Raw genomic sequence first — 20,993 nt, 5'->3', positions numbered from 1 at the left:
AGGCCAATGAGAGCATCAACGCCCTCATTGGCCTTTTTCATTTTCTCGGATAGCGCTGGTAAGACAATGTGTGTCATTCTGCTCCCTCTTCAAACAGTGAAGGTGAGAACATGGATGATCTACTGATCTTTGGCGCTGTGATTTTATTCTGCGGGCTGGTGGTTGGGCCGCTCGTGGCGATTGCCGCACTCAGGCGCAGCGCGGCGGTCCGTGTGGAACTGGCGGCTTTGCAGCGTCGGGTTGAGGAGCTTGAGCTGCGCGGTGTTGCGCAGGCGCCTGCGGCAGAGGCCACCGCCGTCGTGCCGACAACGTCAGCGGCCGCTATCGCGGCTGACGCGATGACGGCGGAGCCCAGTGAGCCGCGACCGGAGCCGGTGGCTGAAGCCATCGATCCGTGGCGCGCGCAGCCAACGCCGCAACCGCAGCCAGAGCCAACGGCAAAATCACCTCCCGAAAGCGAGCCGCCTTCTGCGTTTGGCGGAATGATATCGTCACTGACAGGCTGGTTCATGCAGGGCAACCCGCTGGCGAAGCTCGGGATCCTGCTGCTGTTTCTTGGCCTCTCCTTTCTGCTGCGCTATACCGTGGAGCACGCGCTGTTCCCCCTCGAGTTACGTCTGATCGCGGCGTCGTTGTTCGCCATTGTCCTGCTGGCTGTCGGATGGCGATTGCGGCATAAGCAACCGATGTACGCTCTGATCTTACAGGGTGGGGCAACGGGGGCGCTCTATCTCACCGTTTTTGGCGCCTTTCGCCTGTGGCAGATGCTGCCGATGACCCTGGCGTTTGCGCTGCTGGTGGTGATTTGCGCGGCGAGCGTAGGACTGGCGATTGTGCAAAAAGCGCTCAGTCTGGCCATGTTGGCGAGTCTTGGCGGTTATCTTGCGCCGCTGCTGCTCTCTACCGGCGGCGGCAGTCATGTGGCGTTGTTCTCATTCTATCTTCTGCTGTCGGTGGGCATTCTTGCCATCAGCATCCGCCAGCACTGGCGGGAGCTTAATCTGCTTGGCCTGCTGTTTACCTTTGGCGTCGGTGGCCTGTGGGGGCTGAATGATTATCGGCCAGAGTATTACCTGAGCTGCCAGCTGTTCTTAATCGCCAATACGATTATTTTTGGCGTGTTAAGCGTGGCGCTGTCGCTGCGGGCGCAGGAAAAGGGTAAGCAGATTATTGACGGTGTTCTGCTGTTTGCACCGCCGCTGGTCGGCTTTGGTATGCAGTACGCGATTACCCGGCACATGGCATACGGTCCGGCGCTCAGCGCGCTGGGCTACGGTGGCTTCTATCTGGCTTTAGCCTGGCTGGCACTGCGTCGCTACCCCTCTTTAGGGAAGCCGCTGGTGCTGGCGGCGCTGGCGCTCGGCGGCGCATTTACCACCCTCGCTATTCCCCTTGCGCTTTCGGCTCGCTGGACCGCGATGGCCTGGTCGCTGGAGGGGCTTGGGATCCTCTGGCTGGGCGTGCAGCAGCAGCAGCGGCGTATGAGCTACAGCGGTACGGGGTTGCTCGTGCTGGCGGTTGGCAGTGCGCTCTGGGCGCAGGCAAATGACGCCACGCCGCTCTCTTTGCTGCTGATTTTCGCTGTACTCAGCCTTAGCTGGCTGGTTGCCGCCTGGCTGTGGCGAACCATTCGGATACAGGCCAGTGGCGGGCTGCTTATCGGCGGGCTGTTGTTCTGGGTGGTGGCGCTGGTTGGCGCATCGCAGCTGGCGTTGAGTAAAGACTCGCAGATTATATTTGGCGTGCTGGCGACGCTGGCCGCGTCGGTATGGTGCTGGCGCACGGTCGCTGCGCGTTTAGTCTGGCAAGAGCTGGATGCCAGCAAATGGTTGTTGTGGCCAATGATGCTGATTGCGCTGTGTTACCAGCTATCCCGGCAGCAGATTTTCGCTGCTGGCTGGCAAAAATCTGGCCTGGTGCGCGGCGCTGCCCGCGGCGGTGGCGCTGCTCTGGCGTGATGGGTCTTCGCTCCCGCCGCGCATAAACAGGCTCGCCCACCTGTCGCTGTTCTGGATGGTGTTGCTGGCGCTGGCGATGGAGCTGTTTTGGTTTACCCGGGATTTGCCGTGGGGCATGTCGGCCTGGGCGAGCGGATTAATGATGGCGGCGGGCGGGATGCTGATTTTCCTCGTCTCGGAAGCCGTTCATCGGCAAATATGGCCATTCCGGGTATGGCCTGGGATGTATGCCTCTCAGGCCATGATACCGGTGGTGGTTGCGCTGGGATGTCTGCTAACGCTGACGAACTTGCAGGATGGCACGGTCTACGGTCAGACCTATTTGCCATTGATTAACCCGCTGGAAGAGGGCGCCGCTTTTGCGCTGCTTGGGTTGACGATATTTTGTCGCGTTTCGCGGCGTTATTTTCCGCTGCAGCTATCGGTATGCCACCCCTGGCCCGCGGTTGCGCTGCTGGCGCTCGGCTTCTGGTGGCTGAATGGCCTGCTGCTGCGCGCCCTGGCCTGGTACGGCGAGGTGGCCTGGAATATAGAGGCGCTGTGGCATTCGCGCTTAATTCAGACCACTTTCGCGCTGGTCTGGACGCTGGCGGCACTGGCGGTCATGCTGCGCGCGACGCGGCGACACTCCCGCCGCGAATGGCTGTGCGGCGCGGCGTTGTTAGGCGTTGTCATTGTGAAACTCATGCTGGTGGACAGCGCGCGCGGCGGCGGGCTGGCGCGCGCTGTCGCGTTTATCGGCGTGGCTATTTTGGTGTTGATCGTTGGGTATTTTTCCCCGTTACCGCCCAAAGCAGGAGAAGAAAAATGAAATGGATGAAAGCGGTGTTATGCGGCGTGCTGCTGGGCGTGACGGGCGCGGCTGTCAGCGGCGATGAAGCGCGAGAAAAACCACTGGACTATATGCAGGGGGTGATGCTGGAAACCACCGGCGCGTCGCCCTGGTATCGCGTCGAGCTTTCCCCGCTGCTCTATCAGGGGACGGCGTGGCCTGACCTGCGCGATGTGCGGGTATTTAACCATCAGGGAGAGAGCGTACCGTTCGCGCTGCAGGTGCAGAAGGCGCAACCCGTTACGCCTGAAGCGATGACGCTGCGGCTTTTCCCTCTGCAGATGTCGCCGGTTCCGCCGCGCGAAGAGGGGCGACGCGGCGGAGAATCGCTGGTCCTGCGTTCAACAACGGGGATCGAAATTCATCTGGAAACCGATGATGCCAGAGCGCTCGGGCAGAGCTATTTACTGACGCTGCCGGCGGATAAGACGGACGCTTTCGCGCTGGCTCAGCTGCGGCTGAACTGGGAATCGTTGGCGGCTAACTGGCAGGGGAAAGCGTCGCTGTATTCCAGCCGCGATTTGAAGTACTGGCGCTCTGTTCAGGAGGATGCGCCTCTTATGGATCTGGCGCGCGATAGCGATCGTTTGAAAATGGACACCATTAGCGCTGACCTGACGCTCTCCGCGGACGGGAATCGTTATCTGCTGCTGATCCTCGATGCGCAAAGCAAGGCGCCGGCGTTAAATAGCGTGACGGCCCTGGCCGAACGCAGAGAGCCCGAGTCTACGCGCATTGAGCTTGATGCGCAGGCGAACAAGATTTCAGATGAGGAAGCCGTTTGGCGCTGGGCCCGGCCTCAGCCGCTGACTTCGCTCAGGATATCGATGGCCAGCGAAGGGGTTCTGCCGGTCGCGCTCTCCTGGCGCAGCGGCGAAAAAGAAGCCTGGCAGCCGCTGACCAAAACCGTGCTTTATCGACTGGACGGCAAGCGTTCGGAGGATATTCAACTTTCAGGCCAGCCGGTTGAAGCGGTGCGGATCACAACGATTAACGCCAGATTACCGACGTCGCTGCCCGCGATAAGCGGCGCGCGCGATAAATACCAGCTGGTCTTTAATACCCAGGGAAAAGGGCCTTATATGCTGGCCTGGGGAAACCGGGCGGCGCTAAAGGCAGATGTCGCCCTGGACATGCTGATCCCGCCGTCGCTGCGTAAGACGCAGTCTGTGAATGATCTCCCTCTGGCGGTCGCGCAAGAAGACGTCATGCTGGGCGGCGAAGCGCGGTTGACGGCGACGTCGGCTACCGAGCAGCAAAGCAGCTGGAAAACGCTGCTGGTATGGGGAGCGCTAATAGTGGGCGTCCTGGTGCTGGCGCTGATGGCGTGGCGCATCTGGCGCGAAGTGAAAAAAAGCGGCTCCGTATAAAACAAAAAAGGCTCGCATCTGCGAGCCTTTTGCCGAACGTACGCCAATTACAGGCTGGATACGTTCTCGGTCAGATATTTAGCGACGCCTTCCGGAGAAGCGGCCATACCTTCTTTTCCTTTTTCCCACTGCGCCGGGCAAACTTCGCCGTGCTCTTCGTGGAACTGCAGCGCGTCAACCATACGCAGCATTTCGTCGATGTTACGGCCCAGCGGCAGGTCGTTAACCACCTGGTGACGAACAACGCCGTTGGCGTCGATCAGGAAGGAACCACGCAGGGCAACGCCTTCGTCCGGGTGCTCAATACCGTACGCTTTCTGGATTTCGCGTTTGATGTCAGCAACCATGGCGTATTTAACCGGGCCGATGCCGCCCTGGTCTACCGGGGTGTTACGCCATGCGTTGTGGACGAACTCGGAGTCAAAAGAAACGCCAACCACTTCTACGCCGCGTTTCTGGAATTCTTCGTAGCGCTTGTCAAAAGCGATCAGTTCAGACGGGCAAACGAAGGTGAAGTCCATCGGCCAGAAGAACAGAACGGTGGCTTTACCGCTGGTGTGCTGTTTGAAATTGAATTTCTCAACGATTTCGCCGTTACCTAAAACCGCTGCCGCGGTGAAGTCCGGAGCCTGACGAGTAACCAGAACCATATGATTCTCCTGTTAATACTAAGGTTAATTGGAACGCAACGCGGGCAAGTATAGGGAGCGGCGCGGAGGAACTCAACGTGACGCTGACAATCGATGAGATAGTTTTTGCCTATCAATCGTTATTTAAAAGCGCTTTTCAGAATAGCGTTTTCTGAAAAAAGCGCAATCTTTTACAGTTCGCGTTTTTTCGCCTGCGCCATCATCTGCGGGTAGAAGCGCCAGAACTGCTCCTCCAGCCGGTCGTAGTGGGTATCCAGATCCTGCCAGGAGTCGCGCAGGGCGTCCAGTCGCGGACGGCGGCTGGCCATCCCGTTCAGCACGCGCTGAATAAACGCCATATCCCGATAGCGCTCAAGCCAGCGCTCTGACCACAGGTATTCGTTGAGATTGACAAAACGCGGCGGAGAATCGGGCAAAATAAACGTGACCTGGGCGTGGGCGTAGCGGACAAACTCCGGCAGCGGCAGTTCGGGCGACAGCTGCGTCCAGTGGCGTGACAAGAAATGGTCCCACATCACATCCAGCGTAATCGGCGCGACCCGGCGCGTTTCGGGACGAAACCACCCTTTGGCTTCGGTGACTTCGGGCAGGTTATCCGTCAGTACATCGATCCGGCGGTGCATAAAAATGCCTTCCACGACGTCAGCGGGCCACTCGCCGGCAGGGTCGCCGCGAACGAAATCGGCCAGTAAATTACCGGAAAGGGAGCTGTCAGCGAGATGGGCGAGGTGCAGGTGTGCGAGAAAATTCATGCGATTCGTTATCCGGATACGGCTAGTTGTTGCAGCGAAGAGGTGTGAGCACTAGACTAAGCCGCCTGTTTTTAAGTCATGAGTATATGCCATGCGCGTCGCCGATTTCTCCTTTGAATTACCCGAATCCCTGATTGCCCACTATCCCATGCCCGAGCGCAGCAGCTGCCGCTTGCTGTCATTAGACGGGCCGACGGGCGCGCTGACGCACGGTACTTTCACCGATTTACTCGACAAGCTCAACCCAGGCGACCTGCTGGTTTTTAATAATACCCGCGTGATCCCGGCCCGCCTGTTTGGCCGTAAAGCCAGCGGTGGCAAGATTGAGGTACTGGTCGAGCGTATGCTCGATGATAAACGTATTCTGGCACATATTCGCGCGTCTAAAGCGCCGAAACCCGGCGCCGAGCTGCTGCTTGGCGACGATGAGAGCATTAAAGCGACCATGGTTGCACGCCACGACGCGCTGTTTGAAGTGGCGTTCGACGACGCGCGCAGCGTACTGGATATTCTCAACGCTATCGGCCATATGCCGCTGCCGCCGTACATTGAGCGTCCGGACGAAGAGGCCGACCGCGAGCTGTATCAGACCGTGTATAGCGAAAAACCGGGCGCCGTTGCGGCGCCAACCGCCGGCCTGCACTTTGACGAGCCGCTGCTGGCGAAGCTGCGCGAAAAAGGCGTTGAGATGGCGTTTGTTACGCTACACGTCGGAGCGGGGACCTTCCAGCCGGTACGCGTAGACAGCATTGAAGAGCACATTATGCACTCTGAATATGCGGAAGTGCCGCAGGAGGTGGTCGATGCGGTGCTGGCGGCAAAAGCGCGCGGCAGCCGGGTGATTGCGGTCGGGACGACCTCTGTGCGTTCGCTGGAAAGCGCGGCGCAGGCGGCGAAAAACGACCTGATCGAGCCTTTCTTCGGCGATACGCAGATTTTCATCTACCCGGGCTATCAGTACAAAGTCATTGATGCGCTGGTGACCAACTTCCATCTGCCTGAATCCACGCTGATTATGCTGGTTTCCGCATTTGCCGGCTATCAGCACACCATGAACGCCTATAAGGCTGCGGTAGAACAAAAATATCGCTTTTTTAGCTACGGGGACGCGATGTTTATCACGTACAATCCGCAGGCTATTTTTGAACGTGTCGGGGAATAAGTCCGCGATGCGCGTGTTTAACGTCAGACTGTTTTTCTGACGCAGGAGTGATAATGAAATTTGAGTTAGATACTACCGATGGTCGCGCGCGTCGCGGCCGTCTTGTGTTTGAGCGCGGCGTCGTTGAAACGCCAGCCTTTATGCCGGTCGGCACCTACGGTACCGTAAAAGGAATGACGCCGGAGGAAGTTGAAGCGACCGGCGCGCAAATCATCCTCGGCAATACCTTCCACCTGTGGCTGCGTCCGGGCCAGGAAATTATGAAGCTGCACGGCGACCTGCACGACTTTATGCAGTGGAAAGGACCGATCCTCACCGACTCAGGCGGCTTCCAGGTCTTCAGCCTCGGCGATATTCGCAAAATCACCGAGCAGGGCGTGCACTTCCGCAACCCGATCAACGGCGATCCGATTTTTCTCGATCCGGAAAAATCCATGGAGATTCAGTACGATCTCGGTTCCGATATCGTGATGATCTTCGACGAATGTACGCCGTATCCGGCGGACTGGGATTACGCTAAGCGCTCAATGGAAATGTCCCTGCGCTGGGCGAAGCGCAGCCGCGACCGTTTTGACGGTCTGGGCAACAAAAACGCGCTGTTTGGCATCATTCAGGGCAGCGTTTACGAAGATTTACGTGATATCTCTGTTAAAGGTCTGGTAGAGATTGGCTTTGATGGCTACGCTGTCGGCGGTTTGGCTGTCGGCGAGCCGAAGGAAGATATGCACCGTATTCTGGAGCACGTCTGCCCGCAGATCCCGACCGACAAGCCGCGATACCTGATGGGCGTCGGTAAGCCGGAAGATCTGGTTGAAGGGGTGCGTCGCGGGATCGATATGTTCGACTGCGTCATGCCGACGCGCAATGCGCGCAACGGCCACCTGTTCGTCACCGACGGCGTGGTGAAAATCCGCAACGCGAAGCACAAGAGCGATACTTCGCCGCTGGATGCAGAATGTGATTGCTACACCTGTCGCAACTATTCACGCGCTTACTTGCATCATCTTGATCGTTGCAACGAAATATTGGGCGCGCGACTCAATACCATTCATAACCTGCGATACTATCAGCGCTTAATGGCTGGTTTACGCAAGGCTATTGAAGAGGGTAAATTAGAGAGCTTCGTGACCGATTTTTACCAACGTCAGGGTCGAACCGTTCCACCTTTGAACGTTGACTAATTTTAATAATGAGGGAATTTCAATGAGCTTTTTTATTTCTGATGCGGTAGCAGCAACCGGTGGCGCGGCGCAGGGCAGCCCGATGTCTCTGATCCTGATGCTGGTGGTGTTTGGTCTGATTTTTTACTTCATGATCCTGCGCCCACAGCAGAAACGCACCAAGGAACATAAAAACCTGATGAACTCCATTGCCAAAGGCGATGAAGTACTGACCAACGGTGGTCTGGTTGGGCGCGTCACTAAAGTCGCGGAAAGTGGCTACATCGCTATCGCGCTGAACGATACCACTGAAGTGGTTATCAAACGTGACTTCGTAGCTGCCGTTCTGCCGAAAGGCACCATGAAGGCGCTGTAATTACCCATTTTCCCTAAGGGAACTGCCGTGTTAAACCGTTATCCTTTGTGGAAGTACGTCATGCTGGTCGTCGTCATTGTCGTCGGCTTAGTGTATGCGCTTCCCAACCTGTATGGTGAGGATCCGGCCGTTCAAATCACTGGCGCGCGCGGCGTCGCCGCCAGTGAGCAAACGCTGATCCAGGTCCAGAAAACACTACAAGAAGAAAAAATTACCGCGAAGTCTGTGGCACTGGAAGAGGGCGCAATTCTTGCGCGCTTCGACACCACTGATATCCAGCTGCGCGCGCGCGAAGCGCTGATGGGCGTGCTGGGTGACAAATACGTCGTGGCGCTTAACCTTGCTCCGGCAACCCCGCGATGGCTGGCGGCCCTGTATGCCGAGCCGATGAAGCTGGGTCTTGATTTGCGCGGCGGCGTGCACTTCCTGATGGAAGTCGACATGGATACCGCGCTGGGCAAACTGCAGGAACAAAATATTGACAGCCTGCGCAGCGAACTGCGTGATAAAGGCATTCCTTACGCGACCGTGCGTAAAGAAGACAACTACGGCCTGAGCATCGCTTTCCGCGACAGCGCCGCGCGCGACCAGGCTATCTCCTACCTTAGCCCTCGTCACCGCGATCTGGTTATCTCCACTCAGGGCAGCACTGGCCTGAAAGCCGTGATGACCGACGACCGTCTGAAAGAAGCCCGCGAATATGCCGTTCAGCAGAACATCAATATCCTGCGTAATCGTGTAAACCAGCTGGGCGTTGCCGAACCTCTGGTTCAGCGTCAGGGCGCCGACCGTATTGTGGTTGAACTGCCGGGTATCCAGGACACCGCGCGTGCGAAAGAGATCCTCGGCGCGACCGCGACCCTGGAATTCCGTCTGGTTAACACTAACGTTGATAGCGCCGCGGCGGCCTCCGGTCGCGTTCCGGGCGACTCTGAAGTGAAATATACCCGCGAAGGCCAGCCGGTTGTGCTGTACAAGCGCGTCATCCTCACCGGTGACCACATCACCGACTCGACGTCGAGCATGGATGAGTATAACCAGGCGCAGGTTAATATCTCCCTGGATAGCGCTGGCGGCAACATCATGTCTAACTTCACCAAGGACAACATTGGTAAACCGATGGCGACCCTGTTTGTGGAGTACAAAGACAGCGGGAAGAAAGATGCCAATGGGCGCGCGATTCTGGCGAAAGAGGAAGAGGTGATTAACATCGCCAACATCCAGTCTCGTCTGGGTAACAGCTTCCGTATTACCGGCATCAGCAACCCGACCGAAGCGCGCCAGCTCTCCCTGCTGCTGCGTGCAGGCGCGCTGATTGCGCCGATTCAGATTGTTGAAGAACGGACCATCGGTCCAACCCTCGGTATGCAGAACATCAAGCAGGGCCTGGAAGCGTGTCTGGCCGGTCTGGTGGTCTCCATCCTGTTTATGATCTTCTTCTACAAGAAGTTCGGCCTGATTGCGACCTCTGCGCTGGTGGCTAACCTGGTGCTGATTGTCGGCATTATGTCCCTGATTCCGGGGGCGACGCTGACCATGCCGGGGATTGCGGGGATCGTGTTAACCCTTGCGGTGGCGGTCGATGCGAACGTTCTGATTAACGAACGTATTAAAGAAGAGCTGAGCAACGGGCGCTCCGTGCAGCAGGCGATTGACGAAGGTTATCGCGGCGCGTTCAGCTCCATCTTTGATGCCAACATTACGACGCTTATCAAAGTCATTATCCTGTACGCGGTCGGTACCGGTGCCATTAAAGGGTTTGCGATTACCACCGGTATCGGTATTGCGACCTCAATGTTTACCGCTATCGTCGGCACCCGTGCCATCGTGAACCTGCTGTACGGCGGCAAGCGCGTTAAAAAGCTGTCTATCTGAGGAGTGCGTTGTGGCACAGGAATATACTGTTGAACAATTGAACCACGGCCGTAAAGTCTGGGACTTTATGCGCTGGGACTACTGGGCTTTCGGCATTTCAGGTTTTCTGCTGATTTTGTCCATCGCTATTATTGGCGTGCGCGGGTTTAACTGGGGTCTGGATTTCACCGGCGGTACGGTGATTGAGATCACCCTCGAAAAACCTGTCGATATGGACCAGGTGCGTCAGTCGCTGCAGAAGGCGGGCTTTGAAGAGCCGCAGCTGCAAAACTTCGGCAGCAGCCGCGACATCATGGTGCGTATGCCGCCGGTGCATGACGCCAACGGCAGCCAGGAGCTGGGCAGCAAGGTCGTTAGCGTGATTAACGATTCGACCAGCCAGAACGCGACGGTCAAACGTATTGAGTTTGTGGGGCCGAGCGTTGGCGCAGACCTTGCGCAGACCGGCGCGCTGGCGCTGATAGCCGCGCTGGTGTGTATCCTGATCTACGTCGGCTTCCGCTTTGAGTGGCGTCTGGCGGCAGGGGTGGTTATCGCGCTGGCGCACGACGTGGTGATCACCATGGGCGTGCTGTCGCTACTGCATATCGAGATCGACCTGACCATTGTGGCCTCGTTGATGTCGGTTATCGGCTACTCGCTGAACGACAGTATCGTGGTATCCGACCGTATTCGTGAAAACTTCCGCAAGATTCGCCGCGGTACGCCGTACGAAATCTTTAACGTGTCGTTGACGCAAACGCTGCACCGTACCTTGATCACCTCCGGGACAACCTTGATGGTTATCCTGATGCTGTACCTCTTCGGCGGTCCGATTCTGGAAGGCTTCTCGCTGACCATGCTGATCGGTGTCTCTATCGGTACGGCTTCTTCTATCTACGTCGCGTCCGCGCTGGCGCTGAAGCTGGGCATGAAGCGCGAGCACATGCTGCAGCAGAAAGTCGAGAAAGAAGGGGCGGATCAGCCGTCAATTCTGCCGTAAGGCAATCGCGTAGCGATAAAACGAATCCCGGTCGCAAGGCCGGGATTTTTTTATTACAGCCGCCCGGATTTTGGTTACTCTCCCGTATCAGCACGCAATGACATGGAGAAATGCCGATGGCTGCCGTAACGCTTTCCACCGTTCCTCAACCCCCGCTCTGGCACGATGTGCCTTCCGTTACGCTTAACGACGGCACGCTGCGGCTGCGCAAGTCCAGGGTGCTGGCAAATATGCGTCAGTCCGGCGTAGACACGCTTATCGTCTATGCCGACAAAGAGCACGGCGGCAACTTTGAGTATCTCACCGGCTTTATTCCCCGTTTCGAAGAGGCGCTGCTGGTGCTGCATCGGGACGGCGAGGCGGTGCTGGTTCTGGGTAACGAGAATCTCAAGCTGGCAGGCCATGCCCGGCTGGAAAACCGTGTGATTCACGCCCCGTGGTTTTCACTGCCCAATCAGCCGATGGATACCCGCAAAACCCTGGCTCAACTGCTCCAGGAGGCCGGCGTCGCCGCGGGAAAAAGTATCGGCCTGGCGGGCTGGAAGCTCTTTACCAGCGCTGCGGATGACCGCGCGCAGATGTTCGATCTGCCTGCCTTTATCGTGGACGCTATTCGCCAGGCCGCCGGCCCGCAGGCAAGATTAACTAACGCCACCGGCATTTTTATCGACCCGGCAAGCGGAGCGCGAGTCACCAATAATGCCAACGAGCTGGCGCACTATGAGTACGGCGCAAATCTGGCTTCCACCGCGATTCTCACCGCGCTTAACGCCGTTGCGCCGGGTAAAACGGAAAAGCAAATCGGCGCGCTGCTGGCGGCGGAAGGGCAGCCTAATAGCGTGGTGATGATTGCCGCTACCGGCGATCGCTTTACCTGGGCGAATCTCTATCCGGGCGATAAGGTGATTCAGCGCGGAGATAAATTCTCGCTGACCACCGGCTTTAAAGGCGGCCTGAGCAGCCGCGCCGCCTACGTGGTGTCCGATGAGGGCGAACTGGCGCCCGAGGTGGCTGATTACCTCGAGGTTGTGGCGAAGCCCTATTTCAACGCGGTGGTGAACTGGCTGGAAAATCTGCGCATCGGCATGCGCGGCGGCGATATGTATGCGCTGATAGAGCAAGCGTTGCCGAAGGCGGAATATCACTGGCACCTGAATCCGGGGCATCTGGTCGCGGATGAGGAGTGGCTCTGTTCGCCCATTGGCCCCCATTCAACCGCCTGCCTGCAAAGCGGGATGATACTGCAAATCGACATCATTCCTTCCCGCCCGGGCTACGGCGGGGCAAGCATTGAAGATACCGTGGCGCTTGCCGATAGCGCGATGCGTCGGGAGCTGGCGCAGCGCTATCCTGAACTCTGGCAGCGTATCGTTGCCCGGCGCTTGTACATCGGCGAGCAGCTTGGCATTGTGCTTCCTGAAGAGGTGCTGCCATTTTCCAGTACCGTGGGATACCTGCGTCCGTGGCTGCTGAGTCCCGAGCGCGCGCTGGTGTGCGCACCATACTGACACAATGCTGTCAGTAGGCCTGTCTTACACTCCTCCTGAACCCAAACAATGGACAGGAGGATGTATGAACAACGTAATTAACTGGTTTGAGATCCCGGTTGCGGAGATGGATCGTGCCGTGGCGTTTTACGAGCCGGTGATGCAGGTGACGCTGCGTCGGGAAAAAATGGATTGCATCGAGATGGCCGTTTTCCCGCATGAGGATCCGGCTCCCGGCGGCGCGCTGGCAAAGTTCGATGACGTTAAGCCCTCCGATCAGGGATGTATTATCTATCTGCATACTGACAATCTGGCGGCCACGCTCGATCGCGTCAACTCGGCGGGCGGAAGCTGCGTGTTTGGCCCCCTTGAGCTGGCGGACGATATCGGCACGATTGCCCTGTTTATTGACAGCGAGGGTAATCGGATTGGCCTTCACCAACCAGCGTAAATGAGACAACAGAAATGAGCCGACGCGCCGACCGCCTTTTTCAAATCGTCCAGATCCTGCGCGGGCGGAGATTAACCACCGCCGGGCTGCTGGCCGAGCGGCTCGGCGTGTCAGAGCGCACCATCTACCGCGATATTCGCGACCTCTCGCTCTCCGGCGTCCCGGTTGAGGGGGAGGCAGGGAGCGGCTACCGACTGCTGGCGGGCTATGACCTACCGCCGCTGATGCTGACAACTCAGGAATCGGAAGCGCTGATAGCCGCTATACGGCTGCTGCAAACCTGGGGCGGCGCCTCGCTGTCCCAGGCGCTGGAGTCGGCGCAGGAAAAAGTGCTGGCTATTTTGCCTGCCGAGAGCCGGCGTAAGGCTGAGCAGTCGCGCGTGTTCGCGCCGGACTTTGGTGCGCAGGGCTATAGTAAAGATCAGTTTGATATAGTGCATCGGGCAGTCTCCGCCCAGCAGGCGCTGGGGCTGCGCTATCGCGATGAAGCGGGAAACGTGTCGCAGCGTGACGTACTGCCGCTGGGGCTTTTTTTCTGGGGCGAGCGCTGGCTGCTGGTGACCTGGTGCGAACTGCGGGAAGATTATCGCTGTTTTCGCCTCGACCGCTGTCTGGAGATTTCCGCCACCGGGCGTCATTTCAGCGAACGAGCCGATCGCTCATTGAGTGATTTCTTGCGTAAGGTGAGATGCGAAGAGCATTAGTTTTTATGATCCCCGACGTAGTTGCCGGGGATCATCGAGCCGATTAGAAGTTGTAGCCGACCACGAAGTAACCACCCCAGCCGGTAGAACGGACGTTAAAGTCGCCGTCGCCGAAGTTCAGCTTCGCGTCGTCAGCCCATTGGCCGCCGTTGTGGAAGTAACGCGCCACGACGGAGTAGTGCCAGTGATCGTAGTTCAGCGCCAGGATATGGCTGGACGCGATGGAGTTGCTGGTGCGTGAATGCTTACCGTTCAAATCATAAGCGTTGTCATCGCCCAGATCGGAGCCCCAGTCGAAGTTGGTGAAGCCGATATAGCTCAGTGAACCGCCCCACAGGTCGGTCAGCGGCACGAAGTATTTCACTTTGAAGCGGTAGCCGTCCCACTCGTTCTCGTTTGATGCGCCATAGTTTTGCCACTGATATTTTGCATAGACGTTGAGCGAGAGGCTCATCGGCAGGCCGGTATCGATATCGGTACCCAGACCCATATACCAGGTGCTCTGACGACCGGACTTGTTGCGGCCCATGTCGTAGATATAGTTGTTAGCGAAATACCACTCTTTGAACGGGCCGAAGCTGAGGTCGGTACCGGTCAGTTTGTCGATGGAGAAGCGCGGCTCAATTTCCATAAACAGCGGAGAACCGTGGTTCCAGATACCTTTCGCGTTGGTGTTACCGCCGAAGAATACCGGCGCATCCATATAGCCATAGAAATCAAACCAGTCTTTCTTGGCGAACGCTTCATATTCCAGATAAGTATCGTTACGGATCTGCGGCCCAAAACGAGTGTGGTAGCTACCCACCACGTTTACACTCTGGTGCCACCAATCAGACAGGTATTGCGGTTTGTCGTTTTCTGCCGCGCTGGCAGAGAAAGATGCGGAGAGCGCCAGAGCTGCGCCGGCTGCCAGTAATGTTTTTTTCATAATGATGCCACTGTTTAAATTAAGCCTGAAGGCGTTAAAAGAAGCGCCGAAGCGTTTCTAAATATTTCGTATTTCTGTGGCGTCTATTATAGGAATCATTGCTCACAAAAATATGTGTTGTTTCACATAACGAACATATACGTAATCGATTGCGTTCACGATTTTATGCATTTCCTGCGGGAATGCCACCGAAATTCATAAATTCTGGCAATTTTTAGTGAACTGAATGGAAAATCTGTAAGTGGATTACCACGAGGGGAGGGGAGCCGGATGTTCTGGGCATCCGGCTGAGGGCGTTACGGCGTGTTTGCGGGCTGGATATCGTGGATGCGGACAAAGCCAACCTGCTCGGGCGTTACGCCATTAAGGCGTAGCGGAATATCGACGTCGCTCGGCGCCAGAACGCTTGCCGGCGCGCTAATTAGCTGATTTTGTACGTTAACTTCCTGATAGCTATCGGTGGTGCCGCTGATCTGCCCGGAGGCGACCGTCGCACTAAAGGCCGGCAGCGGATCGTTTGATTCACCCTGAATACGCAGCGTCAGGCGGGTACCGTCGCCATCCGGCGCGATATTGAGCAGCGACATGCGCAGGGTACCAATCTGACTTTTGAGACGGGCCGGCGTTTTCGCTTCCGGCAGCAGGTATACGCCGCTGCTCGATTTCGCATTCAGCACGTTTTGCTGGGTAATTTTGACCGTTTGCTGGTTGAGCTGGGTCATCTCTTTGCTCAGCGTGCTCACGCTCTGGTTCATCTGGCGGATTTCGCTTTGCTGCGCGCAGGCGCTGAGGGTGAAAATGCTACCCACAATGGCCAGCTTTAAATAACGTCTTGTCATAGTTGGGATTCCGTTAACAGAGGATGCTTAATGGTAGACCGATCGGATAATCGCACTATAGATCCTTTGTCTCAAAAGCTCTTTCTTTGTTGTCGGGTCACTTCGCGGTAAACTACCCGTTAGTTTAACTACATGTCAGGACGCGCCATGCATTGCCCTTTCTGTTTCGCCGTAGATACCAAAGTTATCGACTCTCGTCTGGTGGGCGAGGGCTCTTCCGTGCGTCGTCGTCGTCAGTGTCTGGTCTGTAATGAACGTTTTACGACGTTTGAAGTGGCGGAACTGGTGATGCCGCGAGTCGTAAAAAGCAACGACGTGCGCGAGCCTTTTAATGAGGACAAACTGCGCAGCGGTATGCTGAAAGCGCTGGAGAAGCGCCCGGTCAGCTCAGACGATGTCGAAATGGCGCTTAACCATATAAAAACCCACCTGCGCGGGACCGGCGAGCGGGAAGTGCCGAGCAAAATGATCGGCAACCTGGTGATGGAGCAGCTGAAAAAGCTCGATAAAGTCGCCTACATCCGCTTTGCTTCCGTCTATCGCAGCTTCGAAGATATCAAAGAGTTTGGCGAAGAGATCGCCCGCTTACAGGACTGAGCCCATGCAGGATGAAATATACATGGCGCGAGCGCTGAAGCTGGCCGCGCGCGGACGCTTCACCACGCACCCAAACCCGAATGTCGGCTGCGTGATCGTTAAAGATGGCCAGATCGTCGGCGAAGGTTTTCACTATCGCGCCGGTGAACCGCACGCGGAAGTGCACGCGCTACGCATGGCGGGCGAAAAAGCGAAAGGCGCGACGGCGTACGTCACGCTGGAGCCCTGCAGCCATCACGGGCGCACGCCGCCGTGCTGCGAGGCACTGATTGCCGCAGGAGTGTCCCGCGTGGTTGCGGCGATGCAGGACCCGAACCCGCAGGTCGCGGGTCGCGGTTTGTACCGTTTGCAGCAGGAAGGGGTCGACGTCGGTCACGGGCTGATGATGAACGAAGCCGAGGCGCTGAATAAAGGCTTTCTTAAGCGGATGCGCACCGGTTTTCCCTGGATTCAGTTAAAAATGGGCGCATCGCTGGATGGGCGCACGGCGATGGCCAGCGGAGAGAGCCAGTGGATCACCTCACCGCAGGCGCGGCGCGATGTGCAGCGCCTGCGCGCGCAAAGCCACGCCATCCTGACCAGCAGCGCGACGGTGCTGGCGGATGACCCGGCGCTAACCGTACGCTGGGACGAGCTCAACGCCGACACCCAGGCGCTGTACCCGCAGGAAAACCTGCGTCAGCCTTTGCGCATCGTTATCGATAGTCAGAATCGCGTCACGCCGCAGCATCGTATCGTGGAGCAGGCGGGTGAAACGCTGTTTGCCCGTACCCGTGCAGATGAACGACAGTGGCCGGAGAACGTACGCGCGCTGCTGGTGCCGGAGCATAACGGTCGCCTGGATCTGGTGGTCCTGATGATGCTGCTGGGCAAACAGCAAATTAACTCGATCTGGGTGGAAGCTGGCCCCACCCTTGCCGGCGCGCTGCTGGAGGCCGGGCTGGTGGACGAGCTTATCGTCTATATTGCGCCTAAACTGTTAGGCAGCGATGCGCGCGGATTATGTGTACTGCCGGGGCTTGAGAAACTTGAGCAAGCACCCCATTTCAAATTCAATGAGATACGTCATGTAGGCCCGGATATTTGCCTGCATTTAGTGAACGCTTGATTTCCCCGGACAAAAGGGAAAGCAGTGCGCCGATTATTATGATAGAATCCGCCCCCCTTGCGGGGCCAAATGAACTGAACCCGAAGGAAGAGTATGAACATTATTGAAGCTAACGTTGCTACCCCGGACGCTCGCGTCGCCATCACCATCGCGCGTTTCAACAACTTTATCAACGACAGCCTGCTGGATGGCGCGATTGACGCCCTGAAGCGTATTGGCCAGGTCAAAGATGAAAACATTACCGTGGTTTGGGTTCCAGGCGCGTATGAGCTGCCGCTGGCGGCTGACGCACTGGCGAAAACCGGTAAGTATGACGCAGTGATCGCGCTGGGTACCGTTATCCGTGGCGGCACCGCGCACTTTGAATATGTGGCTGGCGGTGCAAGCAATGGCCTGGCGCACGTCGCTCAGGACAGCGGAATCCCGGTAGCCTTCGGTGTTCTGACCACAGAAAGTATTGAACAAGCCATCGAACGCGCTGGCACCAAAGCCGGTAACAAAGGCGCTGAAGCCGCGTTGACCGCGCTGGAAATGATTAACGTATTGAAAGCCATCAAGGCCTGATTTTTGTAAGGGGAATTCCGTGAAACCTGCTGCTCGTCGCCGCGCCCGTGAGTGTGCTGTCCAGGCGCTTTACTCCTGGCAGTTGTCCAAAAACGACATCGCTGATGTCGAATACCAGTTCCTGGCGGAACAGGATGTGAAAGATGTAGACGTTCTGTATTTCCGCGAACTGCTGTCCGGAGTGGCGACTAACAGCGCGTATCTCGACGGCCTGATGAAGCCGTATCTTTCTCGTCTGCTGGACGAGCTGGGTCAGGTGGAAAAAGCGGTGCTGCGTATTGCACTGTTTGAGCTGTCAAAGCGTAGCGATGTACCGTACAAAGTTGCGATTAACGAAGCCATCGAACTGGCGAAAACCTTTGGCGCTGAAGATAGCCATAAGTTTGTCAACGGCGTGCTGGACAAAGCTGCCCCGGTAATTCGTCCCAACAAAAAGTAAATTCCAGGGCCGGTTTTTGCAGAGTCTCACTTCTGCAAACCGGCCTTATTCTTTTCTTTTTCTGAGGCATAACGTATGGCATGCGGCGAATTTTCCCTGATTGCCCGTTATTTTGATCGCGTAAAAAGCGCACGTCTTGATGTTGAAACCGGCATTGGCGACGACTGCGCGCTCCTGAACATCCCCGAGAAAAAAACGCTGGCAATCAGCACCGACACCCTGGTGGCGGGAAACCATTTTTTACCCGATATCGACCCTGCCGACCTCGCCTATAAAGCGCTGGCGGTCAACCTGAGCGACCTGGCGGCAATGGGCGCTGAACCGGCGTGGCTAACCCTGGCCCTGACCCTGCCGGAAGCGGACGAAGACTGGCTTGAGGCCTTTAGCGATAGCCTGTTCGTGCAGCTCAATTATTATGATATGCAGCTCATTGGCGGCGATACCACGCGCGGACCGCTGTCGATGACGCTGGGTATTCACGGCTATGTGCCGACGGGACGCGCTTTGAAGCGCTCCGGGGCAAAGCATGGCGACTGGATTTACGTCACCGGCACGCCGGGAGACAGCGCCGCGGGTCTGGCGATTTTGCAGGATCGGCTGCAGGTTGAAGATGACGCCGACGCGGATTATCTCCTGGCGCGCCATCTGCGTCCGCTGCCGCGGGTTCTGCAGGGGCAGGCGCTGCGCGATTTGGCGAACGCCGCCATCGATCTCTCCGACGGCCTGATTTCTGACCTGGGGCATATTCTCAAGGCCAGCAGCTGCGGCGCGCGCGTCGATCTTGATGCGATGCCGTTCTCGGATGCGATGCTGCGCCAGGTTGAGCCTGAGCAGGCGCTGCGCTGGGCGCTCTCCGGCGGTGAAGATTACGAGCTGTGCTTTACCGTACCTGAACTCAATCGCGGGGCGCTGGACGTGGCCCTTGCCAATCTCGGCGCGCGTTTTACCTGCATTGGGCAGATCCTGCCGGAATCGGAAGGTCTGCAGTTCACACGCGAAGGTAAGCCCGTCACGTTCGATTTTAAGGGATACGATCATTTTGGCGCGTAGTAGAGATGTGGCGAAAAGCCGACTGAAGATGAGCAACCCCTGGCATCTGCTGGCCACGGGGTTTGGCAGCGGCCTTAGCCCCGTGGTTCCCGGCACCATGGGATCGCTGGCGTCGATCCCCTTCTGGTATTTGCTGACCTTACTCCCCTGGCAGCTCTATTCGCTGGCGGTGATGATGAGCATCTGCATTGGCGTCTATATTTGCCACCGTACGGCGAAAGATATGGGTACCCACGATCATGGCAGCATTGTCTGGGATGAGTTTGTCGGGATGTGGATCACCCTGATGGCTCTACCGACAATGGACTGGCAGTGGGTCGCCGCCGGGTTTGTGATTTTCCGCATCTTTGATATGTGGAAGCCGTGGCCCATCCGCTGGTTCGACCGCAATATTCACGGCGGGATGGGGATCATGGTGGACGATATTGTCGCCGGGGTGATTTCAGCCGGGGTGTTGTACGTGATTGGCCACCACTGGCCGATTGGGCTTTTTTAAACCAGTCTGGCCCGGCTGGCCTGGCGCCCCTGGGAAATGGAGCAGGCAGGCTTTTCCCGGAGGCGGTGCTGCGCACCTGTCCGGGCTACCGGCCTGCAGGCGTTGGTGAACCCGTCGTCCGCAGATGCTGGTGAAACTGTAGCCCGGCTAAGCGCAGCGCGAGCCGGGAATCGGCAGGGAACCGCGCGTTACTTGAACCCCACAATCGGATGCGGTTTATACGGCATCTCCAGCTTTTCAATCTGATCCGGCGTCAGCGTTAAATCGACCGCATGCAGCAGCTCATCCAGCTGCTCCTGCCTTGAGGCGCCGATAATCGGCGCGGCCACGCCGGGTTTGCTCAATAGCCAGGCCAGCGCCACCTGCGCGCGGTTGGCGTCAAGCTCTTCCGCGACTTCGGCCAGGTTTGTCGCGATCAGTTCATCATTCTCATCAGTGGCATTGTAAAGCGCCTTACCGACTTCATCGGATACCAGACGGGCGGTGGTTTCCCCCCACGGACGGGTCAGGCGACCGCGTGCCAGCGGACTCCACGGCATCACCGCGACGCCTTCACGGCTGCACAGCGGCAGCATTTCGTTTTCTTCTTCACGATAAATCAGATTGTAGTGATCCTGCATGGTGACGAAGCGGGCCCAGTTATTCTGCCGCTGTAGCGCTAACGCCTGGGCAAACTGACGGGCATGCATTGACGATGCGCCGATATAGCGGGCTTTACCCGCCTTGACGACGTCGTTTAGCGCCTCGAGAGTTTCTTCAATGGGCGTGGTGTAATCCCAGCGATGGATTTGCAGCAGATCGACATACTCCATGCCGAGGCGGCGCAGGCTGTCGTCAATGGAGCGCAGGATCTGCGCGCGCGACAGTCCCTGCGGCAGATCGCCCACCTGATGGTAAACCTTGGTGGCGACGATCACGGAATCGCGACGAGCATACTCACGCAGCGCGCGCCCGAGGATCTCTTCGCTGCTGCCGTCAGAGTAGTTATTCGAGGTGTCGAAGAAGTTAATGCCGCCCTCGAGGGCATATTTTATCAGCGGGCGGCTGCTCTCTTCCGGTAAGGTCCATGCGTGGTTACCGCGGTCCGGTTCGCCAAAGGTCATACAGCCGAGGCAGAGTCGGGAAACGCGGAGATCGGTATCGCCAAGAGGGATATAGTGCATAGTGCGCTCCTGCTACGGGTAAAGGGTATCCTTTAAGCATAGCAGGAGCG

At 57.5% G+C, this 20,993-nt stretch carries 20 protein-coding genes and 1 pseudogene; 16 read left to right on the top strand and 5 right to left on the bottom strand.

Annotation, left to right across the window (positions count from 1 at the left end; genetic code table 11):
* The first annotated feature begins 110 nt into the window (after positions 1-110).
* Both HMPREF1144_RS18280 and HMPREF1144_RS18275 read left to right on the top strand, forming a co-directional pair.
* Positions 111-2,769 (top strand): annotated as a pseudogene (locus HMPREF1144_RS18280) (DUF2339 domain-containing protein).
* Positions 2,766-4,160: a DUF3999 domain-containing protein gene (locus tag HMPREF1144_RS18275; protein ID WP_009653550.1), complete on the top strand. Its 1,395-nt coding sequence runs from the start codon at positions 2,766-2,768 to the stop codon at positions 4,158-4,160. The pseudogene HMPREF1144_RS18280 and the gene HMPREF1144_RS18275 overlap by 4 nt, the downstream one beginning before the upstream one ends.
* A 47-nt stretch (positions 4,161-4,207) precedes the next feature.
* Here HMPREF1144_RS18275 and HMPREF1144_RS18270 read toward each other — a convergent pair whose 3' ends face one another.
* Both HMPREF1144_RS18270 and acpH read right to left on the bottom strand, forming a co-directional pair.
* Positions 4,208-4,810, bottom strand: a complete 603-nt coding sequence (locus HMPREF1144_RS18270) for a peroxiredoxin (protein ID WP_004099418.1) — start codon at positions 4,808-4,810, stop codon at positions 4,208-4,210.
* A 170-nt stretch (positions 4,811-4,980) separates the two neighbouring features.
* Complete coding sequence (gene acpH, locus HMPREF1144_RS18265) at positions 4,981-5,562, bottom strand: ACP phosphodiesterase (protein WP_004848188.1); 582 nt, start codon at positions 5,560-5,562, stop codon at positions 4,981-4,983.
* Positions 5,563-5,653: 91 nt separating this feature from the next.
* On the opposite strand from acpH, the gene queA reads away from it, so the two are divergent.
* The 8 genes from queA to HMPREF1144_RS18225 all read left to right on the top strand — a co-directional run bounded on the left by queA (position 5,654) and on the right by HMPREF1144_RS18225 (position 13,759).
* Positions 5,654-6,724, top strand: a complete 1,071-nt coding sequence (gene queA, locus HMPREF1144_RS18260) for a tRNA preQ1(34) S-adenosylmethionine ribosyltransferase-isomerase QueA (RefSeq protein WP_004848191.1) — start codon at positions 5,654-5,656, stop codon at positions 6,722-6,724.
* Positions 6,725-6,777: 53 nt separating this feature from the next.
* A complete protein-coding gene (tgt, locus tag HMPREF1144_RS18255; protein ID WP_004848193.1) occupies positions 6,778-7,905 on the top strand; it encodes a tRNA guanosine(34) transglycosylase Tgt in 1,128 nt (375 codons plus the stop codon).
* 22 nt (positions 7,906-7,927) lie between these two features.
* Complete coding sequence (gene yajC / locus HMPREF1144_RS18250; RefSeq protein ID WP_004099423.1) at positions 7,928-8,260, top strand: preprotein translocase subunit YajC; 333 nt, start codon at positions 7,928-7,930, stop codon at positions 8,258-8,260.
* Positions 8,261-8,287: 27 nt separating this feature from the next.
* Complete coding sequence (gene secD / locus HMPREF1144_RS18245) at positions 8,288-10,135, top strand: protein translocase subunit SecD (RefSeq protein WP_071532289.1); 1,848 nt, start codon at positions 8,288-8,290, stop codon at positions 10,133-10,135.
* Positions 10,136-10,145: 10 nt separating this feature from the next.
* Positions 10,146-11,117 carry a protein translocase subunit SecF gene (secF, locus tag HMPREF1144_RS18240; RefSeq protein WP_004848195.1) on the top strand — a complete coding sequence of 324 codons (972 nt, stop codon included), beginning with the start codon at positions 10,146-10,148 and terminating at the stop codon, positions 11,115-11,117.
* Positions 11,118-11,233: 116 nt separating this feature from the next.
* The gene (locus tag HMPREF1144_RS18235; protein WP_009653591.1) at positions 11,234-12,625 is read left to right on the top strand and encodes a M24 family metallopeptidase; all 1,392 of its coding nucleotides are present in this window, start codon (positions 11,234-11,236) and stop codon (positions 12,623-12,625) included.
* A gap of 64 nt (positions 12,626-12,689) precedes the next feature.
* Complete coding sequence (locus tag HMPREF1144_RS18230; protein ID WP_004848198.1) at positions 12,690-13,055, top strand: VOC family protein; 366 nt, start codon at positions 12,690-12,692, stop codon at positions 13,053-13,055.
* Between the two features lie 14 nt (positions 13,056-13,069).
* Positions 13,070-13,759 carry a helix-turn-helix transcriptional regulator gene (locus HMPREF1144_RS18225; RefSeq protein WP_004848200.1) on the top strand — a complete coding sequence of 230 codons (690 nt, stop codon included), beginning with the start codon at positions 13,070-13,072 and terminating at the stop codon, positions 13,757-13,759.
* Positions 13,760-13,802: 43 nt separating this feature from the next.
* On the opposite strand, the gene HMPREF1144_RS18220 is transcribed toward HMPREF1144_RS18225, so the two are convergent.
* Entirely contained in the window at positions 13,803-14,687 is an 885-nt protein-coding gene (locus tag HMPREF1144_RS18220) for a nucleoside-specific channel-forming protein Tsx (protein WP_004848202.1), read from the bottom strand.
* 296 nt (positions 14,688-14,983) lie between these two features.
* Positions 14,984-15,526 carry a DUF3251 domain-containing protein gene (locus HMPREF1144_RS18215; protein ID WP_004848204.1) on the bottom strand — a complete coding sequence of 181 codons (543 nt, stop codon included), beginning with the start codon at positions 15,524-15,526 and terminating at the stop codon, positions 14,984-14,986.
* Positions 15,527-15,673: 147 nt separating this feature from the next.
* Between HMPREF1144_RS18215 and nrdR the strand changes: the two genes are divergently transcribed.
* The 6 genes from nrdR (at position 15,674) to pgpA (ending at position 19,780) form a co-directional block, all read left to right on the top strand.
* A complete protein-coding gene (gene nrdR, locus HMPREF1144_RS18210; protein ID WP_004099449.1) occupies positions 15,674-16,123 on the top strand; it encodes a transcriptional regulator NrdR in 450 nt (149 codons plus the stop codon).
* Positions 16,124-16,127: 4 nt separating this feature from the next.
* The gene (gene ribD, locus HMPREF1144_RS18205; RefSeq protein ID WP_004848208.1) at positions 16,128-17,231 is read left to right on the top strand and encodes a bifunctional diaminohydroxyphosphoribosylaminopyrimidine deaminase/5-amino-6-(5-phosphoribosylamino)uracil reductase RibD; all 1,104 of its coding nucleotides are present in this window, start codon (positions 16,128-16,130) and stop codon (positions 17,229-17,231) included.
* A gap of 93 nt (positions 17,232-17,324) precedes the next feature.
* Positions 17,325-17,795 (top strand): 6,7-dimethyl-8-ribityllumazine synthase, encoded by a 471-nt coding sequence (gene ribE / locus HMPREF1144_RS18200; RefSeq protein WP_004129690.1) that lies wholly within the window; start codon positions 17,325-17,327, stop codon positions 17,793-17,795.
* A 19-nt stretch (positions 17,796-17,814) separates the two neighbouring features.
* Complete coding sequence (nusB, locus tag HMPREF1144_RS18195) at positions 17,815-18,234, top strand: transcription antitermination factor NusB (protein WP_004099457.1); 420 nt, start codon at positions 17,815-17,817, stop codon at positions 18,232-18,234.
* A gap of 75 nt (positions 18,235-18,309) precedes the next feature.
* On the top strand, positions 18,310-19,284 hold the full coding sequence (gene thiL / locus HMPREF1144_RS18190; protein WP_004848211.1) for a thiamine-phosphate kinase: 975 nt from the start codon (positions 18,310-18,312) through the stop codon (positions 19,282-19,284).
* Positions 19,274-19,780 carry a phosphatidylglycerophosphatase A gene (pgpA, locus tag HMPREF1144_RS18185; protein WP_004848212.1) on the top strand — a complete coding sequence of 169 codons (507 nt, stop codon included), beginning with the start codon at positions 19,274-19,276 and terminating at the stop codon, positions 19,778-19,780. Before thiL ends, pgpA begins: the two co-directional genes overlap by 11 nt.
* A 188-nt stretch (positions 19,781-19,968) precedes the next feature.
* Here pgpA and HMPREF1144_RS18180 read toward each other — a convergent pair whose 3' ends face one another.
* A complete protein-coding gene (locus HMPREF1144_RS18180) occupies positions 19,969-20,943 on the bottom strand; it encodes an aldo/keto reductase (RefSeq protein WP_009653607.1) in 975 nt (324 codons plus the stop codon).
* Between the last annotated feature and the right edge of the window lie 50 nt (positions 20,944-20,993).

This window comes from Klebsiella sp. OBRC7, from assembly GCF_000293135.1.
GTDB classification, from domain to species: Bacteria; Pseudomonadota; Gammaproteobacteria; order Enterobacterales; family Enterobacteriaceae; genus Klebsiella; species Klebsiella michiganensis.
Note: the sequence above shows the minus strand (reverse complement) of the source record. Positions and strands in the feature narration are given on the sequence as shown.

Bases quoted from the DNA above. Each gene is read 5' to 3' on its own strand.
- nrdR (WP_004099449.1), top strand. From the start codon at position 15,674: ATGCATTGCCCTTTCTGTTTCGCCGTAGATACCAAAGTTATCGACTCT.
- HMPREF1144_RS18215 (WP_004848204.1), bottom strand. From the start codon at position 15,526: ATGACAAGACGTTATTTAAAGCTGGCCATTGTGGGTAGCATTTTCACC.
- HMPREF1144_RS18180 (WP_009653607.1), bottom strand. From the start codon at position 20,943: ATGCACTATATCCCTCTTGGCGATACCGATCTCCGCGTTTCCCGACTC.
- HMPREF1144_RS18220 (WP_004848202.1), bottom strand. From the start codon at position 14,687: ATGAAAAAAACATTACTGGCAGCCGGCGCAGCTCTGGCGCTCTCCGCA.
- HMPREF1144_RS18270 (WP_004099418.1), bottom strand. From the start codon at position 4,810: ATGGTTCTGGTTACTCGTCAGGCTCCGGACTTCACCGCGGCAGCGGTT.
- queA (WP_004848191.1), top strand. From the start codon at position 5,654: ATGCGCGTCGCCGATTTCTCCTTTGAATTACCCGAATCCCTGATTGCC.
- thiL (WP_004848211.1), top strand. From the start codon at position 18,310: ATGGCATGCGGCGAATTTTCCCTGATTGCCCGTTATTTTGATCGCGTA.
- tgt (WP_004848193.1), top strand. From the start codon at position 6,778: ATGAAATTTGAGTTAGATACTACCGATGGTCGCGCGCGTCGCGGCCGT.
- HMPREF1144_RS18230 (WP_004848198.1), top strand. From the start codon at position 12,690: ATGAACAACGTAATTAACTGGTTTGAGATCCCGGTTGCGGAGATGGAT.
- ribE (WP_004129690.1), top strand. From the start codon at position 17,325: ATGAACATTATTGAAGCTAACGTTGCTACCCCGGACGCTCGCGTCGCC.
- HMPREF1144_RS18225 (WP_004848200.1), top strand. From the start codon at position 13,070: ATGAGCCGACGCGCCGACCGCCTTTTTCAAATCGTCCAGATCCTGCGC.
- yajC (WP_004099423.1), top strand. From the start codon at position 7,928: ATGAGCTTTTTTATTTCTGATGCGGTAGCAGCAACCGGTGGCGCGGCG.
- ribD (WP_004848208.1), top strand. From the start codon at position 16,128: ATGCAGGATGAAATATACATGGCGCGAGCGCTGAAGCTGGCCGCGCGC.
- HMPREF1144_RS18275 (WP_009653550.1), top strand. From the start codon at position 2,766: ATGAAATGGATGAAAGCGGTGTTATGCGGCGTGCTGCTGGGCGTGACG.
- acpH (WP_004848188.1), bottom strand. From the start codon at position 5,562: ATGAATTTTCTCGCACACCTGCACCTCGCCCATCTCGCTGACAGCTCC.
- HMPREF1144_RS18235 (WP_009653591.1), top strand. From the start codon at position 11,234: ATGGCTGCCGTAACGCTTTCCACCGTTCCTCAACCCCCGCTCTGGCAC.